Genomic DNA, 14,739 nt, shown 5'->3' on the forward strand with positions numbered 1-14,739 from the left:
TCCATACTCGTTATCCTTCCGCAACAGATCCTCGACGGATACGCCGCAGCGGTGAACTCTTAGCTGCCTGTCGCGGACTTCCAGGCATCGATGTAGTCGTCGAGGTTGGTACCGACGTCCTTCCAGTCCGGCTCGAAGACCTCAACACCCTTGATGAGCTTGGCCAGTTCGGTCGCGTTGGCGTCGGTCGGCTTGATGTCCGTGCGGGCCGGGAAGCCGCCGCCGATCTCGCTGACCTGCCGCTGCGCGCCCTCGGTGAGCATGAAGTCGAGGAGCTTCTTGCCGTTCTCGGTGTGCGGGGCCTTGTTGACCAGACCGGCGGCGTACGGCAGCGCGAAGGTGGTGGGCTTGGAGCCGTCCTTCGCCGGGAACCAGATGCCCAGGTTCGGCATGGACTTGGACTGCGCGAAGTTCATCTGTACGTCGCCGTTGGCGACCAGGATCTCGCCCTTGTCGACCTTGGGCGCGAGCTTGGAGGTGGAGGAGGACGGGCCGACGTTGTTGGCCTGGAGCTTCTTCAGGTACGCCATCGCCGGCTCCTTGCCGCCGAAGTCGTGCATGGCCTTGATGACCACAGCGGTGCCGTCGCCCGCGACGCCGGGCGTGGAGTACTGGAGCTTGTCCTTGTAGGAGGGGTCCAGGAGCTGCTCCCAGGTCTTGGGCGCACCCTCCTTCAGCTCCTTCTTGTTGTAGATGAACCCGAAGTAGTTGTTGACGACCGAGGTCCACTTCCCATCGGCGGCCTTGTTGCCCGCTCCGACGAGGTCGGCGCCCTTGGGCTCGTACGCCTGGAGCAGCCCCTTCGCGTCGGCCTGCTGGATGAAGGGCGGCAGGGTGACCATCACGTCGGCCTGGGTGTTGGACTTCTCGCGGACGGCGCGCTGCACCATCTCGCCGGAGCCGCCCTCCACGTACTTCACCTTGATGCCGGTCTTCTTCTCGAAGTCCTTGAAGACCTGGTCGTACCAGCCGTCGCCGCTCTCGCCCTTGAGGCCGTCGGCGCTGTAGACGGTGACGATCTTCTCGTCGGCCGCGGCGGAGGATCCGCCGCACGCGGTGAGGGAGGCGGCGAGGGCGAGGCTGCCGGTGACGGCGGCGATCGGCTTGAGGTTGCGATGCATAACGTTTCGTACTCCCAGCGGTGGTCAGCGGTAAGAGGCTTTGGTGCGGATTCGGGATACGGCGAGCAGCACCAGCAGCGTCGTGGCCATCAGGACCACGGCGACGGCGGAGCCGGTGAAGAGGGACCCGCGGTCGGTGGCCGTGAAGATCTGCACGGGCAGCGGCATCCAGTCCGGCGGGTAAAGCATCATCGTGGCGCTCAACTCGCCCATGGACAGGGCGAAGCAGAGCCCGGCGGCGGCGTTGAGCGACGGCAGCAGGAGCGGCAGCTTCACCTTGCGCAGGACGTATGAGGGACGCGCGCCCAGGGACGCGGCGGCGTTCTCGTACATCGGGTCCAGACGCAGGATGGCGGCCGAAACCGACTGGTGGGCGAACGCCGTGACAAGAACGGTGTGCGCGAGGATCACGATCCAGCGTGTGCCGTTGAGCAGCACCGGCGGCTGTGAGAACGCGACCAGTACCGCGAGACCGACGACCACGGACGGCACGGCCACCGGCAGCATGAACAGCGCGTCCAGCAGCCGCTTCCCGCGTTTGTTGAGCGTGGCGGCGGCGAGGGCGGCCCAGGTGCCGACGGTCAGCGCGAGCACGCTCGCGGTGACGGCGGTGACCAGGCTGGTGGTGAGCGCCTGGAGGGAGTCGCCGCGTACGGCCGAGGCGTAGTGCTCGGCGGTCGGGCCCGAGGGGAAGGCGCCGGACCAGTTCGTGGACAACGACGCGGCGACGATGACGAGGAGAGGCAGCGCGAAGAGGGGGAGGAAGAGGACGAGGAACAGCACCCAGGTCGCCCACTTTCCCGTTCGGCTATGCACCAGCACGACGGCGCCCTTCTGATGGCCGGGTCATGGCCTTGTACACGGTGTAGAGGCCCACGGAGATCGCGATGTTGACGACGGCGACGACGCAGGCGGCCGGGTAGTCGGATTCGAGGATCGCCTTGCCGTAGACGAGCATCGGCAGCGTCGTCACGCCTTTGGCGCCGGTGAACAGGACGATGCCGAACTCGTTGAGGCACATGACGAGGACGAGGCTGCCGCCTGCGGCGAGGGCGGGCAGCGCCTCGGGGAGTATCACCTTGCGGATGATCCGGGCGGGCCTGGCGCCGAGTGACGAGGCGACTTCCAGCTGCGCGGTGTCGAGCTGCGAGAACGCGGCGAGCAGGGGTCGCATCACGAACGGCGTGAAGTAGGTGATCTCGGCGAGCAGGACCCCCCAGGGCGTGGTCAGGAAGTGGAAAGGCCCTTCGTTCGCGCCGGTGAGGTCGGTCCAGACGCCGTTGGCCATGCCGACGGTGCCGTAGATGAACAGCAGGGCGAGCGTGATGAGGAAGGACGGGAAGGACAGGAAGACGTCGATGAACTTCGCGACGGCCTTGCCGCCGGGGAAGGGCACGAAGGCGATGACGAGGGCGAGTACGAATCCGAGGACCAGGCACCCGACGGTCGCCCCGACGGCGAGCCACACGGTGGTGGCCAACGCGTCCCGGAACGCCTCGGAGGCGAAGACCTCGGCGTAGGGCTCAACGGAGGTGCCGCCCTCGTCGGGGGTGAAGGACTGCTGGACGACGAGGGCGAGGGGGTAGAGGAACACGAGCGCGAGAAAGGCGACGGGCGGCAACGCCCAGATCCAGCGCGGGAATTGGCGGCGCGATTGCTCGCGGGAACCTCGCCCCCCGAGGCCGGCGCCCCCACGGCTCGCGCCACGCGGGGACCGGCCGCGCTCCGGCTCCGCGGAGTCAATGGGCAGAGCGGCGCCGGGGGTTCGCCTCATCGCGTCGGTGCTAGCCACCCGACACCCCCGCCCCCAGCAGCACCGCGTCCTCGGACGCGAAGTGCACGGTGACCTCGGTGCCCAGCTCCGGCGTTTCCCGAAGCTCCCGCAGGTCCGCCTTCAGCCGGTGGCCGGCCACGTCGACGTACAGCCGGTGCGTGGCGCCGCGCCACTGGACCTCGGCGATCGTGCCCCGCAGCGCGTTCGGGCCGTCGCCGAGCCCGACCAGGTGCGGGCGGACGCACAGCGTCGCCGTGGCGCCCGGTGCGGCCTCGTCGGTGGCGACCTTCAGTTCCTGGCCGCCGAAGCTCACACTGCCCGCGCCGACCGTGACCGGCAGCAGGTTCGCGTTGCCGACGAACGACGCGGTGAACTCCGTGGTGGGGCGCCGGTACAGCTGCTGCGGGGTCCCGCAGTCCTGCAGCCGGGCCTTGTCCATGACGGCGATGCGGTCCGCGAGGGTCAGCGCCTCGACCTGGTCGTGCGTGACGTACAGGATGGAGACATCCGGCAACTCCCGGTGCAGTCGGGCCAGTTCCGCCAGCATGCCGGACCTGAGCTGCGCGTCGAGCGCGGAGAGCGGCTCGTCGAGCAGCAGTACGCCGGGCCTGATGGCCAGCGCGCGGGCGATGGCGACGCGCTGCTGCTGGCCGCCGGACAGCTCGCGCGGATAGCGCTTGGCGTACGCCGCCATGCCGGTCATCTCCAGCGCCTCGGCGACCCGCCCCGGGATCTCCGCCGTGGGCGCCTTCTGCGCCTTCAGCCCGAAGGCGACGTTGTCCTCGACCCTCAAGTGCGGGAAGAGCGCGTACTGCTGGACGACCATCCCGATGCCGCGCCGGTGCGGCGGCAGCGCGGTGACATCGCGGTCCCCGATGAACACCCGCCCGGAGACGGGCCGGACGAATCCGGCGACGGCCCGCAGCGCGGTGGTCTTGCCCGAGCCGGACGGGCCGAGCAGGGCCATGACCTCGCCGGGCTCCACCGTCAGGTCCAGGGCGTCGAGCACGGTGTTCCCGCCGTACGCGACCGACACCCGGTCGAAGCGAATGCCGCTGGTCACCGGCCCTCCCGCGCCAGCAACCCGGGCAGCTCGGCGACGGAGCCGAGCACATGGGTCGCGCCGTGCGCCACCAGTTGGTCGCGGTCGTGCGCACCGGTCAGCACCCCGGCGACGACGCCGGCGCCGGAGCGTACGCCACTGAGCATGTCGTACGACGTGTCCCCGGCGACCGCGATCTCCCGGACCCCGTCGGCCGCCCCGGTCCGCAGGAACGCGGCGAGCACCATGTCCGGGTACGGCCGCCCGCGCCCCGCGTCCGCCGGGCACAGTGTCAGCTCGACCAGGTCCTGCCAGCCGAGCGCGGCGAGGATCGCGTCCTGCGTGACGCGGGCGAACCCGGTGCTCAGGGCGACCGTGCGCCCGTCGGCGCGCAGCTTCTCGACGGCTTCGCGGGCGCCGGGCAGGGGCGCGATGTGCCCGGCGCCGACGAGCTCGCCGTAGGCCTCCTCGAAGGCGGTGTTGGCCCGCTGGGCCAGGACCTCCTCGCCGAAGAGGTGCCGGAACACGGAGATCTTGGACTCGCCCATGGTGGCGCGTACGTAGGCGAGCTTCTCGGCGTGGTCGGCCGACCCGGGCTCGACGCCGAGCCGCTCGGCGGCTGCGGAGAAGGCCTGCTCGACCAGCCCGCCGTCGGCGACGGTGGTGCCGGCCATGTCGAGGACGACCAGCTTGATCGTGTCGATCCGATCGCTCGTGTCGATCCGATCGCTCGTGTCGATCCGATCGCTCGTGTCGATCCGGTCGCTCGTGTCGATCGTGTTCGTCGGACGTGCTTGGTTCATGTGCGTCACCAGCCCAGTTCGTTCGCGGTTGTCTCGGCGATCGCCGGCGAGCAGGTCATGCCGCGCCCGCCGGGCCCGGTCACCAGCCACACCCCGTCGCGCACCTGCTGGCGGTGGACGACGCGGCTCTTGTCGGTGCACTGCGCGTACACCCCGGCCCAGCGGTGCCTGATCTTCGGCAGCGGGCGGCCGAGGAAGGACTCAACGACCCGGGCGAGGTGTTCGTAGGGCTCCTCGACGACGTCGAAGGCGAAGGGGTGCTCGTACTCGTGGGTGTCGCCGATCGTCAGTCCGCCGTCGCGGCGCTGCACCATCAGAAGCTGCATCTTGTGCGCGGCTGCCGTCGGCGTCTGGTCCTGTCCGGCGTTGAGCGCGTCGAGTGCCTCGCTCGCGTACGCCGGGTAGTAGCGGAAGCTGTCCGCGTCGGCGACGGATGTGGTGAGCGCCTCGCCGAGCGGCTCGGTCTGCATCATCTGGAGGCGGACGCGGCGTACGGGCAGGTCGGGCACGAGCTCGCGAACGAGACCGGAGAGCGCGGCGCCGGGGCAGAGCAGGACGGCGTCACCGGTGTGTACGTCGCCATGGTCGTCGCGGACCGCGTTCTCCCCGACGACTTCGCGGACTTCGCGACCGCCCAGGTAGGTGTACCGCCCGGACGCCAGCAGCTCCGCCTTGAGAGCGAGTTGAGCGGTGCGCGGCTCGACGGCCGCGTCCCGCTCGCACCACAGCGCGGCGCTGAACTCACCGCGCAGGGCCGGGTTGATGCCCCGCGCCTCGTCGGCCGTCAGCAGTTTGTAGCCGCGGTCGACGGCGTCCGCTCTGCTCAGCGCGGCCTCGGCGACGGCCAGTTCCAGGTCGTTGCGTACGGGCGTGAGCGAACCGATGGCCCGGAAGCCCAGGCCCGGCACCCGCTCCCCGATGCCTTCCCACAGCTCACGGGCGCGCAGCGCGGTCCGAAGCTCCTCACCGCCCGCGCGCCCGCTGACCCATATCTGGCCGAAGTTGCGAAGGGAGGCGCCGCGCGCCTCGCTCTCGCGCTCGATCTGTACGACCTCGTGGCCGCGTTCCACCGCATGCCAGGCATGCATGGTTCCCACGACGCCGGCTCCAACAACTATGACTCTCACGGCGGCAACGCTCCTCGGGCCGAATGGCCCGCAACGATCCGCGCAGCAACGGCGAGGTGAACAGCCACCCAAGGATGGACCAGACCCGTTACGTTTTCGTGACCTACCCCTGACTGCCGAGCCGCACGGTGAAGCTGAAGCGATCGCCCCGGAAAAGCGTGCGTACGCGCTCCAGCGGCCGGCCCGCGAGATCCCGCGAGAGCCGGTGGATCAGCAGCATGGGGAGGGCTGGCGGGGTGCCGATGAGCAATGCCTCGCGGGGGGTGGCGAGGACCGTCTCGATGCGCTCGTCGGCTTCGCCGAAGGACACGCCGACCCGGTCGCGGAGGTACGCGTAGAAGGACGAGTCGGGCTCGAAGTCGGTGTCCAGGCGGGGCACCCGGGAGACCGCGACATAGGTGCTCTCCAGGCCGACGCGCTCGTCGTCCGCGAGCAGCACGCGCTCCAGGTGCCAGACCGGTTCGCCGGGTGCGGCGCCGACCTCGGCGGCCAGGGATTCGGGGCAGGGGAAGCGGTCGAGGCCGATGAGATGACGGCCGGGCCTGCGGGACTGGCGGCGTACGCCCTCGGTGTAACTGGCCAGGGCGAGAGGCTGTTCGAGCTTGGGCCCTGCGACGACGGTGCCACGTCCGCGGCGCCGCAGCCGGCCCTCCAGGAGGAGCTCGCGCAGCGCCTGACGTACCGTCTCGCGCGAGACCTCGTACCGCAGGGCGAGGTCCCTCTCAGTGGGGAGCAGCCCACCCTCGCCCAACTCGCTTATCAGCGCGGCGACATGCGCCTTCACGACGTAGTACTTGGGAATGCGGCCGTGCTCCGGGATGCCGGAGCGGATCGGTGCGCCAGGGGTCTGGTCGTGCGCGTTCGGGTAGTCCACGGATGGATGCTCGCAGACGAAGACGAACGACAGGGTGAACGCACGATGTCGCTCACCACCCGGCCGACCGCTGAACGCAGCGGTGCCCGCGTCGCCGTTGGTGACTCGGCCGGCGCGACGCGGGCACTGCCTTCCGGAGGGTGGTGGGGCGGCTGCTCAGTACCTCCCGGTACGGAAACGCCGACGCCCCACCACGAGCGCACCGCCGCCGAGGAGGAGGAGAACGCCGGCGGTGACCCCGAGCCCGAGCAGATGCTCCGAGCCGGTCTTGGCGAGCGAGGAGGGCGGCTGCGCGGAGCCTGTGCCGTCGCTGCGGTGGTTGTCGCTGTCACTGTCTCTGCCGCTACCGCTGTCACTGTCACTGTCACTGTCACTGTCGATGTCGATGTCGATGTCACCGTCGATGTCGATGTCACCATCGCCGTCGATGTCGATGTCACCGTCGATGTCACCATCGCCGTCGATGTCGATGTCACCGTCGATGTCGATGTCACCATCGCTGCTGCTGTCGCCGGCGGTTCCTGCGGCCATGGTGAAGCGGTAGTCGTTCGACTCGCCGACCCAGTCGCCGTCGTCGCCCTGCCGCTGGACGGTAGCGGCGTTGGCGACGACCTGGCCGGTGTGGACGTCGGCGGTGAAGGCGAGCCTGACCTTCACGGGGAGGGTCTTGCCCGCGGGGACCGCGAAGCCGGGAAAGCCGTCGTCGAAGGCGCCGACGAGCTCGTCCTCGTCGGTCTTCTCGAAGCGGACGGGGTGCCAGCGGTCCGCGGCCGGGTCGTGGAACTCCAGCCGGATCTGGTCCGGGGCGAGGGTGCGGGCGCGGTCGATGAGGACGACGACGGGGTGGATGTTCCGGCAGGGCCGGGTCGTCGTGTTGGCCAGGTCGACGTACCAGGCCTGGAAGCCGTCACCGGGCCGGTAGGTGTCGGGCCCGCCGTGGATGCGGGTGTCGATGGGGAATCCGGCGGAGGAGGGGTCGCCACACGAAGGGGCGGGCGGGATCCGCCACTGGCGGCGCTTCGGCTGGGGCTGGATGTGGGGCTGGGTCTGGGGCTGGGTTTGCGTCTGCGCTTGCTTCTGTGTCCGGCCTGGAGCTTGCGTCTGCGTACGGCCCTGAGCCTGCGTCTCCGCCTGGCCCTGAGCCTGCGTCTGTCTCTGCGTCACGTAGGCCGTGCTGCCCACCGCCGTACGGGCGTCCGCCGCGACGGCGGCCGCCACCGGGGCGGCCATGGCTGCCGTAACTCCGAGGGCAAGGGCACTGCGCAGTCGCATGGTGAGGCCTTTTCAGATCGCGAAGCGGTCGGGCGGGCCGGCCGGTGTCACCCGGTCATGGGCCGTGACCCTGCCACGCGCGCGCGAAGGGCCGGGGACGCCACGCCCGCGCACCCCCCGACCGCCGGGAGAAACCCACCCGATGGCCTAGGAGGTCCGCGACCGGCTCACACGCGCCCGAAGAGGGGGGCCAGGACCAACTGGGCCGCTCCGCAAGCCACCCCACGCCCGTCATCACCGGCGGCGACCACCGGCACGGCCGCCGATCGACCCTCACGCCGGGCGAGTTCGGCGAGTACGTCGCCCACGCCCTGTACGAATTCGCCTTCGTGCGCGGCGACGACCCGGCCGCCGAGCAACACCCGTTCGATATCGAGCAGGCCGACGAGATTGGCGGCCCCGGTCCCGAGGACGCGCGCGGCTTCGGCGATGTCGCCGCGGGCGACGGCGGCAAGGCAGAGCGCCTCGATGCAGCCACGTCCACCGCAGCCGCACACGGGCCCGTCCAGCTGCACGGTCTGATGCCCGAACTCCCCCGCGCCGGTGCGCGCGCCACGGTAGAGGGCGCCCCCAAGGACGAGCCCGGCGCCGAGCCCCGTTCCGAGATGGAGGTACGCGAAGGACTCCCCGGCGGCGGGCCGGGCGCGCAGGGCGAGCCCGAGGGCGGCGGCGTTGGTGTCCTTGTCGAGCACGACGGCCAGCCCGAGCCGCTCGGCCAGCACGTCCCGCAGCCGCACCCCGTCCCACTGCGGAAACCCGGTGACACGGTGCAACACCCCCTGCCCATGATCGAGCGGCCCGGGAACAGCCACCCCGACCCCGAGCAACTTCCCGGGAGTGGGGGTGGGGGAGGCAGGGGGTGCGGAGGCGGGGGCCCCGGGAGCGCGATCGGGCCCCGCCTCCGGGGCGGCGCCCGGCCCCGCAACGCCGCCCGGCGCGACCGGGCCGGGGCCCCCCCCCCGCTCCGGGGCGGATCCGGGGGCGGGCACCACAGCGCCGCCCGGCGCCGCCGTGACGGGCCCCGCCCATGGCTCCGCCCCCGCCCCCGGCTCCGAGAAGGGCCCGGCAGGGGGAAAGCCCAGCGCCGCGACCTCCCGGACCACCGCATCGACCACCACCTCCACCCCCGCCCCGAAGTCCAGCGGAGCCCTCCGTACCGCCACCACCTCGCCCGTCAGATCCATCAGCACCGACATCAGCTCGTCCCGGTCCAGATGCACCCCCACCGCGTAACCCGCGTCCGGCACCAGCCGGAGCACCGTGCGCGGCTTGCCGCCCGTCGACGCGCGGTGGCCCGCCTCCGCCAGCAGCCCCTCCGCCCGCAGCCGTGCGGTGATCTTGCTGACGGCCTGCGGCGTGAGCCCGGTGCCTTCGGCCAGCTCAAGGCGGCTGATGCCGTCGGGCCCGGCCGCCCGCAGCAGGTCGAGGACCAGCGCCGCGTTGTGGCTGCGCAGCCCCGGCAGATTTACTCCCGTATTGCTCCTGTTCACCGGCCCATTGTCTCCCGCGCTTGCACTTTGGCAACAGCGTTGTTTAAGTGGGAGCATGACTGGCACCGGAATCGCCCCTGGCACCGAATCCCGCGCCCCGCTGCGCGTCGCACTCGTGGGCTACGGCCTCGCGGGCTCCGTCTTCCACGCCCCGCTCATCGCCGCCACCGAGGGCCTCACCCTCGACACGATCGTCACCTCGAACGACGAGCGGCGCGACCAGGCCCGCACCGAGTTCCCCGACGTGCGCTTCGTGGCCTCGCCCGACGAGCTGTGGACGCGCGCGGACGAGCTCGACCTGATCGTGATCGCGTCCCCCAACAAGACCCATGTCCCGATCGCGACCGCCGCCCTCAAGGCGGGCCTGCCGGTCGTGGTGGACAAGCCACTGGCCGGCACCGCCTCCGAGGCCCACGAGCTCGCCGCGCTCGCCAAGGACCGCGGTCTGCTGCTCTCCGTCTTCCAGAACCGCCGCTGGGACAACGACTTCCTCACCCTCCAGCAGTTGCTCGCCGCCGGTGAGCTCGGCGACGTACAGCGCTTCGAGTCGCGCTTCGAGCGGTGGCGCCCGCAACCCAAGGGCGGCTGGCGCGAGTCGGGCGACCCGACCGAGATCGGCGGGCTGCTGTACGACCTGGGCAGCCACGTCGTCGACCAGGCCCTGGTCCTCTTCGGCCCGGCGGTCCGCGTCTACGCCGAGGCCGATGTGCGCCGTCCGGGCGCCGAGGCCGACGACGACACGTTCATCGCGATCACGCACGCGAACGGCGTCCGCTCCCACCTCTACGCGAGCGCCACCACCGCCCAGCTCGGCCCGCGCTTCCGTGTGCTCGGCTCGCGCGCGGGCTATGTGAAGTACGGCCTCGACCCGCAGGAGGCCGCGCTCCGCGAGGGCAAGCGGCCCGCCGTCGACGAGAGCTGGGGCGAGGAGCCGGAGTCGCTCTGGGGCCACCTGGGCGCGGGCGACTCCCCGCTGACGGGCGGCGGCACCCCGGTCCCGACGCTGCCGGGCGACTACCCGGCGTACTACGCGGCCGTCACCACCGCCCTGCGCGAAGGCTCCGCTCCCCCGGTCACCGCCGAGCAGGCAGCCGCGGCGCTCGACGTCCTGGAGGCCGCGCGCCGCTCGGCCAGTGAGGGCGTAACCGTGGAGATCCCCACGGAGAACACCCAGAGCGCCCAGAGCACGCCGAGCACGGAGGCCTCCGCATGAGCAACCGGTCCACCCCTTCCACCCCTTCCACCCCTTCCGCGCCTTCCACCCCTTCCGCGCCTTCCGCCCCTTCCGCGCCCTCCACCCCGTCCAACCCCTCCGTGGCCGAACTCGTGGAGCAACAGAGCCGCCTGACTCTGCGCCGCTTCACCCACGTGGACGCCTGGACGCTGGGCAGCCTGCTCGTGGAGCTGGCGCGCGAGCGCGACGCGCCCGTGGCGATCGATATCCGGCGCGGCGCGCAGCAGCTCTTCCACTGCGCGCTGCCCGGGTCGAGCGCCGACAACGACGCCTGGATCAAACGCAAGCGTCGTGTAGTGGAGCGGTACGCGGAGAGCTCGTTCCTGGTCGGCACCCGTTTTCGGGCCAAGGGCACAACCTTCGAGGACTCCTCGCGCCTCAACCCCGACCTGTACGCGGCGCACGGCGGCGCGTTCCCGATCACGGTCGAGGGCGCGGGAGTCATCGGCGTCGTCACGGTCTCGGGCCTGCCCCAGGCCGAGGACCACGCGCTGGCCGTCGAGGCGCTGGAACGCATGAGGGCGTAACACACACCGCATTTCCTCCGTGGCGCGGCGGCGCCGGGTGACCAGCACGACCCCGGTGCCCGCCGCGAGAGCGACACCGCGATGCCGCCCAGCAGGATGAGCTCGTCCGCCGAGACGTCGGCCCCGCTGTCCGGCAGCTCACCGTCGCCACCGGTGAAACCCCGTAGGAGCCACCCGTCGAGCCGCCGGTGGATGTGGGGGAGTCCGGCGGGGTGAGTTCGTCGGCGTCGGCTCGGCGGGGGTGGGTTTCGTGGGAGTCGGCTCGGTGGACGAACCGCCGGGGCGGGCGATCAACAACCCCAGCAGGGGCGGACGGCCAGCAACCCCGGCAGGGGAGGCGGTCAGGCCGCCGCCTCAACCGAGCACGCCCTCCTGAACCAACCCCCCACGCCCCCTCGCCGGGAGGCGATCACGCGTCCTTGAACTCCTGCCGCTGCCGCCCCAGCCCCTCCACCTCAAGCTCCACCACATCGCCGGAGCGCAGGTAGGGCTTCGGCTCGGGCTGGCCCATCGCGACGCCCGCCGGCGTACCCGTGTTGATCACGTCACCCGGGTAGAGCGTCATGAAACGGCTGACGTACCTGACCACCTCACCCACCGGGAAGATCTGCTGGGCGGTGGTGCCGTCCTGCCTCAGCTCGCCGTTGACCCAGAGCTTCAGGCCGAGCGTCTGCGGATCCGGCACCTCGTCCGCGGTCACCAGCCACGGGCCCAGCGGGTTGAACGTCTCGCAGTTCTTGCCCTTGTCCCAGGTCCCGCCGCGCTCGATCTGGAACTCGCGCTCGGAGACGTCGTGGGCGACCGCGTACCCCGCGACGTGCGCGAGGCCCTCCTCGGCCGACTCCAAGTAGCGGGCCGTACGCCCGATGACGACGGCGAGCTCGACCTCCCAGTCGGTCTTGATGCTCTCGCGCGGCACGAGCACGGTGTCGTGGGGGCCAACCACCGTGTCCGGGGCCTTGAAGAAGATGATCGGCTCGGCGGGGATCGCCGCGCCCGCCTCGGCGGCATGGTCGTGGTAGTTCAGGCCGATACACACGATCTTGCCGATCCCGGCGAGCGGCGGCCCGACCCGCGTTCCTTCCGCGTCGATCACTGGCAGGTCACCCGCGGCAGCCGCCGCGCGGACCCGGCCGAGAGCGGCCTCGTCGGCGAGCAGGCCGCCATTGATGTCCGTGACGACGCCCGACAGGTCCCTGAGCGTCCCGTCCCCGTCGAGCAGCGCCGGACGTTCGGCTCCCACTGTTCCTACCCGCAGCAGCTTCATGGTCAGTCTCCTCTGGTCGAGTGGTCGAGTTGTCGCGCCCGGCCCCGGCCGATGGAGTGCGGCCATCGGAGGATTGGCTGATCCTCCAAGGTAGAGGTCCAGTCCGCAAGACCCCGTTCACGGACTGGACTGTTACGCGGCAGTAGCAAGCGCGGCCCCGCCGACCGGAATGTCCCGGTACAGGCAGGCCCGCTCGATCGCGCTCCAGGTGGTGCTGGTGACGACGTACAGCGCGGCGGCCAGCGGCACCACGGCCACCGTGATGAGCGTCGCGAAGGACATCAGCGGCATGATCTTGGCCATCGTCCCCATCGCGGCCATGCCGGGCATCTGCTGACCGTCCGGCCCGGCGGGAAGCATGGGCGTGGCGGCCATCTGGAGCTTGGTGCGCCGGTAGTTGAAGGTGGCGACCGCCGCGACGATCACGAACAGGGCGACGTACACGAGCCCTTGCGCCCCGAAGACCCCGCCGTTCGCGAGCGCGTCGGCCCAGCGGTCACCGAGCGGGCTGGCGAAGAGCTTGTGGCTGAGGAGCGCGTTCGGTTCGCCGCCGATCCGCTGGTTCGAGAAGAGGTGGTACATCAGGAAGAACGCCGGGATCTGGAAGAGGCTCGGCAGGCACCCCGACAGCGGCGAGACCTTCTCGGCGGCGTGCAGTTCCATGATCGCCTTCTGCATGCGCTCCGGGTTCTTGCTGTGCTTCTTGCGCAGCTCGGCGACCTGCGGCGCAAGCTTGGTACGCGCCTTCTGGCCACGGGCCGTCGCCCGCGACAGGGGGTGGATCGCGAGCCGTACGAGCGCGGTGAAGAGCACGATCGCGGCGGCCATGGCGGAGGTCTGGAAGAGGGGGTTGAGCAGATCGGCGAGGTGTTCGACCAGGCTGGCGAAAACGGTCATGGGGAGCCCTCCGAGGGGTCTCGTCGTGCCGGAAGAGAGAAAACTCGGCATGACGACCCACGAGGGGGGCGGTACGGACGTACGAGCTTACGCGCGCTCCATTTCCGGCTCAACGAGCCAGGAAGGAAGGGAGCTGCGCGCCCCTACGCGGTCGTCAGAAGACGACGCCCCGGGGCTCGGGGCCTGGTCCGCCCGCGCGCATCGGGATCTCGCTGGGGCAGGAACGCGGTGCGCAGCTCACGGTCGCGTATCGCCGTACGGACCCGGGTGAGCGGGACGGCGGGCACGCGGCGCGCGGTGATGATCGCGCAGGCGGTGAGCGCGGAGCCGGCCGCGGCGGTGGCGGCGACCGCGACGGCGGCGGAGAAGTTGCCGTTCTCGACGAGCAGGATCTCGCTGAGGAGGAAGAGCACAAGCCCGAGGGGACGCAACATCCGCGTGGAACGCGCAATCATGCTTCCCCCTTCCCTTGGCGTCTGTCGCGACTGTCTCACCGATCTCGGCTGTCTCACCGATCTCACCGATCTCGGCTGTCTCGGCTGTCTCGGCTGTCTCGGCTCGTACAACTGTCTTCCGATGCTAACGCCCGCCACCGACAACGAACCCTGCGGGATCCGTCACACCTTCACGTCGGCGCACCCTCAGCACCTTCACGCCTTGGCACCCTCGACGGAGACCGCGTCCGGGGCGTGGTCGGCCCTGGCATCCGGACCGGGATCCGATGCCAGCACCTCCGCGTCGGACCGCTCGTCGCGATCGCGAGGCCCGTACTTACCGACGCCCAACGAGACCACCAAGTTCCCCGCGAGCGCCACGATCCCGGCATTCGTCCCCCACACCGGATCGTTCCCGCTGAAGACCAGCGCGCAGACCACGCCCGCTCCCACCACGAGCCCGCTCACCGCGCCCGCGAGCGTCCGCAGCGCGTCCGCGTTGCGCGCCCCCAGGTACCCGGCGACGGGGGTCGAGAAGATCACTACGGTCAGCGAATCCAGGAAGGACGTCGTCACGAACCAGACCTGCCCCAGCCCGCTGTCCCCGTGCCCGGGAAAGGTCAGCCACTCGCTCTTCTCGGTGACGATCCGGTCGAGGAGGGGCCCGTACCCGTCGAAGTAGTGGAAGGGTACGTACACGGCGAGGAAGCCCAGCGTCGCGACGACCAGCACGTCCTTGAGCACCAAGACCCAGGCGCTGCCGCGCAGGCGTCTGAGCAGGTCAGGACCATAACCGACACCCGTTCCACACCGGCGGACACCCGTGGCGGCGCCTGCGCGACACCCCAAGCCCCCAACCCCCCCCCCCCACCCCCCC

At 70.9% G+C, this 14,739-nt stretch carries 14 protein-coding genes and 1 pseudogene; 2 read left to right on the forward strand and 13 right to left on the reverse strand.

Going from position 1 to position 14,739, the window contains the following annotated elements; all coding sequences use genetic code 11:
- Window positions 1-59: 59 nt before the first annotated feature.
- The 9 genes from QMK30_RS05350 to QMK30_RS05390 form a co-directional block, all read right to left on the reverse strand.
- A complete protein-coding gene (locus tag QMK30_RS05350; RefSeq protein WP_283515975.1) occupies window positions 60-1,121 on the reverse strand; it encodes a 2-aminoethylphosphonate ABC transporter substrate-binding protein in 1,062 nt (353 codons plus the stop codon).
- Window positions 1,122-1,145: 24 nt separating this feature from the next.
- On the reverse strand, window positions 1,146-1,943 hold the full coding sequence (locus tag QMK30_RS05355) for an ABC transporter permease (protein ID WP_283515976.1): 798 nt from the start codon (window positions 1,941-1,943) through the stop codon (window positions 1,146-1,148).
- Window positions 1,930-2,895: a 2-aminoethylphosphonate ABC transporter permease subunit gene (locus tag QMK30_RS05360; protein WP_502963069.1), complete on the reverse strand. Its 966-nt coding sequence runs from the start codon at window positions 2,893-2,895 to the stop codon at window positions 1,930-1,932. Before QMK30_RS05360 ends, QMK30_RS05355 begins: the two co-directional genes overlap by 14 nt.
- Window positions 2,896-2,905: 10 nt before the next feature.
- On the reverse strand, window positions 2,906-3,958 hold the full coding sequence (locus tag QMK30_RS05365) for an ABC transporter ATP-binding protein (protein ID WP_283515977.1): 1,053 nt from the start codon (window positions 3,956-3,958) through the stop codon (window positions 2,906-2,908).
- Window positions 3,955-4,740 carry a phosphonatase-like hydrolase gene (locus QMK30_RS05370; protein WP_283515978.1) on the reverse strand — a complete coding sequence of 262 codons (786 nt, stop codon included), beginning with the start codon at window positions 4,738-4,740 and terminating at the stop codon, window positions 3,955-3,957. Before QMK30_RS05370 ends, QMK30_RS05365 begins: the two co-directional genes overlap by 4 nt.
- Before the next feature lie 5 nt (window positions 4,741-4,745).
- A complete protein-coding gene (locus QMK30_RS05375; protein ID WP_283515979.1) occupies window positions 4,746-5,867 on the reverse strand; it encodes a TIGR03364 family FAD-dependent oxidoreductase in 1,122 nt (373 codons plus the stop codon).
- Window positions 5,868-5,970: 103 nt separating this feature from the next.
- Complete coding sequence (locus QMK30_RS05380) at window positions 5,971-6,741, reverse strand: GntR family transcriptional regulator (protein WP_283515980.1); 771 nt, start codon at window positions 6,739-6,741, stop codon at window positions 5,971-5,973.
- Window positions 6,742-6,897: 156 nt separating this feature from the next.
- Window positions 6,898-8,013, reverse strand: coding sequence for an LPXTG cell wall anchor domain-containing protein (locus QMK30_RS05385; protein ID WP_283515981.1), 1,116 nt, complete (start codon window positions 8,011-8,013; stop codon window positions 6,898-6,900).
- 167 nt (window positions 8,014-8,180) lie between these two features.
- Window positions 8,181-9,503, reverse strand: coding sequence for an ROK family transcriptional regulator (locus tag QMK30_RS05390; RefSeq protein WP_283515982.1), 1,323 nt, complete (start codon window positions 9,501-9,503; stop codon window positions 8,181-8,183).
- Window positions 9,504-9,558: 55 nt separating this feature from the next.
- Here QMK30_RS05390 and QMK30_RS05395 point away from each other — a divergent pair, with 55 nt between their 5' ends.
- On the forward strand, window positions 9,559-10,716 hold the full coding sequence (locus tag QMK30_RS05395; RefSeq protein ID WP_283515983.1) for a Gfo/Idh/MocA family oxidoreductase: 1,158 nt from the start codon (window positions 9,559-9,561) through the stop codon (window positions 10,714-10,716).
- The gene (locus tag QMK30_RS05400; RefSeq protein ID WP_283515984.1) at window positions 10,713-11,264 is read left to right on the forward strand and encodes a heme-degrading domain-containing protein; all 552 of its coding nucleotides are present in this window, start codon (window positions 10,713-10,715) and stop codon (window positions 11,262-11,264) included. The genes QMK30_RS05395 and QMK30_RS05400 overlap by 4 nt, the downstream gene beginning before the upstream one ends.
- 409 nt (window positions 11,265-11,673) lie before the next feature.
- Here the strand turns inward: QMK30_RS05400 and QMK30_RS05405 are convergent, their stop codons facing one another.
- From QMK30_RS05405 to QMK30_RS05420, 4 genes and pseudogenes are all read right to left on the reverse strand, one after another.
- Window positions 11,674-12,531, reverse strand: a complete 858-nt coding sequence (locus QMK30_RS05405) for a fumarylacetoacetate hydrolase family protein (RefSeq protein ID WP_283515985.1) — start codon at window positions 12,529-12,531, stop codon at window positions 11,674-11,676.
- A 132-nt stretch (window positions 12,532-12,663) separates the two neighbouring features.
- A complete protein-coding gene (locus QMK30_RS05410) occupies window positions 12,664-13,428 on the reverse strand; it encodes a YidC/Oxa1 family membrane protein insertase (protein WP_283515986.1) in 765 nt (254 codons plus the stop codon).
- Between the two features lie 143 nt (window positions 13,429-13,571).
- Window positions 13,572-13,883, reverse strand: a complete 312-nt coding sequence (locus QMK30_RS05415; RefSeq protein ID WP_283515987.1) for a DUF6412 domain-containing protein — start codon at window positions 13,881-13,883, stop codon at window positions 13,572-13,574.
- 195 nt (window positions 13,884-14,078) lie between these two features.
- A pseudogene (locus QMK30_RS05420) lies at window positions 14,079-14,630 on the reverse strand (hypothetical protein); the annotation flags it as partial.
- Between the last annotated feature and the right edge of the window lie 109 nt (window positions 14,631-14,739).

It is taken from the genome of Streptomyces sp. H27-C3, assembly GCF_030063415.1.
In the GTDB taxonomy this organism is placed as follows: Bacteria; Actinomycetota; Actinomycetes; order Streptomycetales; family Streptomycetaceae; genus Streptomyces.

What these genes read in the sequence shown, in the direction of transcription:
- QMK30_RS05385 (WP_283515981.1), bottom strand. Translation starts at nt 8,013, where the DNA reads ATGCGACTGCGCAGTGCCCTTGCCCTCGGAGTTACGGCAGCCATGGCC.
- QMK30_RS05395 (WP_283515983.1), top strand. Translation starts at nt 9,559, where the DNA reads ATGACTGGCACCGGAATCGCCCCTGGCACCGAATCCCGCGCCCCGCTG.
- QMK30_RS05400 (WP_283515984.1), top strand. Translation starts at nt 10,713, where the DNA reads ATGAGCAACCGGTCCACCCCTTCCACCCCTTCCACCCCTTCCGCGCCT.
- QMK30_RS05405 (WP_283515985.1), bottom strand. Translation starts at nt 12,531, where the DNA reads ATGAAGCTGCTGCGGGTAGGAACAGTGGGAGCCGAACGTCCGGCGCTG.
- QMK30_RS05360 (WP_502963069.1), bottom strand. Translation starts at nt 2,895, where the DNA reads ATGAGGCGAACCCCCGGCGCCGCTCTGCCCATTGACTCCGCGGAGCCG.
- QMK30_RS05350 (WP_283515975.1), bottom strand. Translation starts at nt 1,121, where the DNA reads ATGCATCGCAACCTCAAGCCGATCGCCGCCGTCACCGGCAGCCTCGCC.
- QMK30_RS05410 (WP_283515986.1), bottom strand. Translation starts at nt 13,428, where the DNA reads ATGACCGTTTTCGCCAGCCTGGTCGAACACCTCGCCGATCTGCTCAAC.
- QMK30_RS05415 (WP_283515987.1), bottom strand. Translation starts at nt 13,883, where the DNA reads ATGATTGCGCGTTCCACGCGGATGTTGCGTCCCCTCGGGCTTGTGCTC.
- QMK30_RS05370 (WP_283515978.1), bottom strand. Translation starts at nt 4,740, where the DNA reads ATGAACCAAGCACGTCCGACGAACACGATCGACACGAGCGACCGGATC.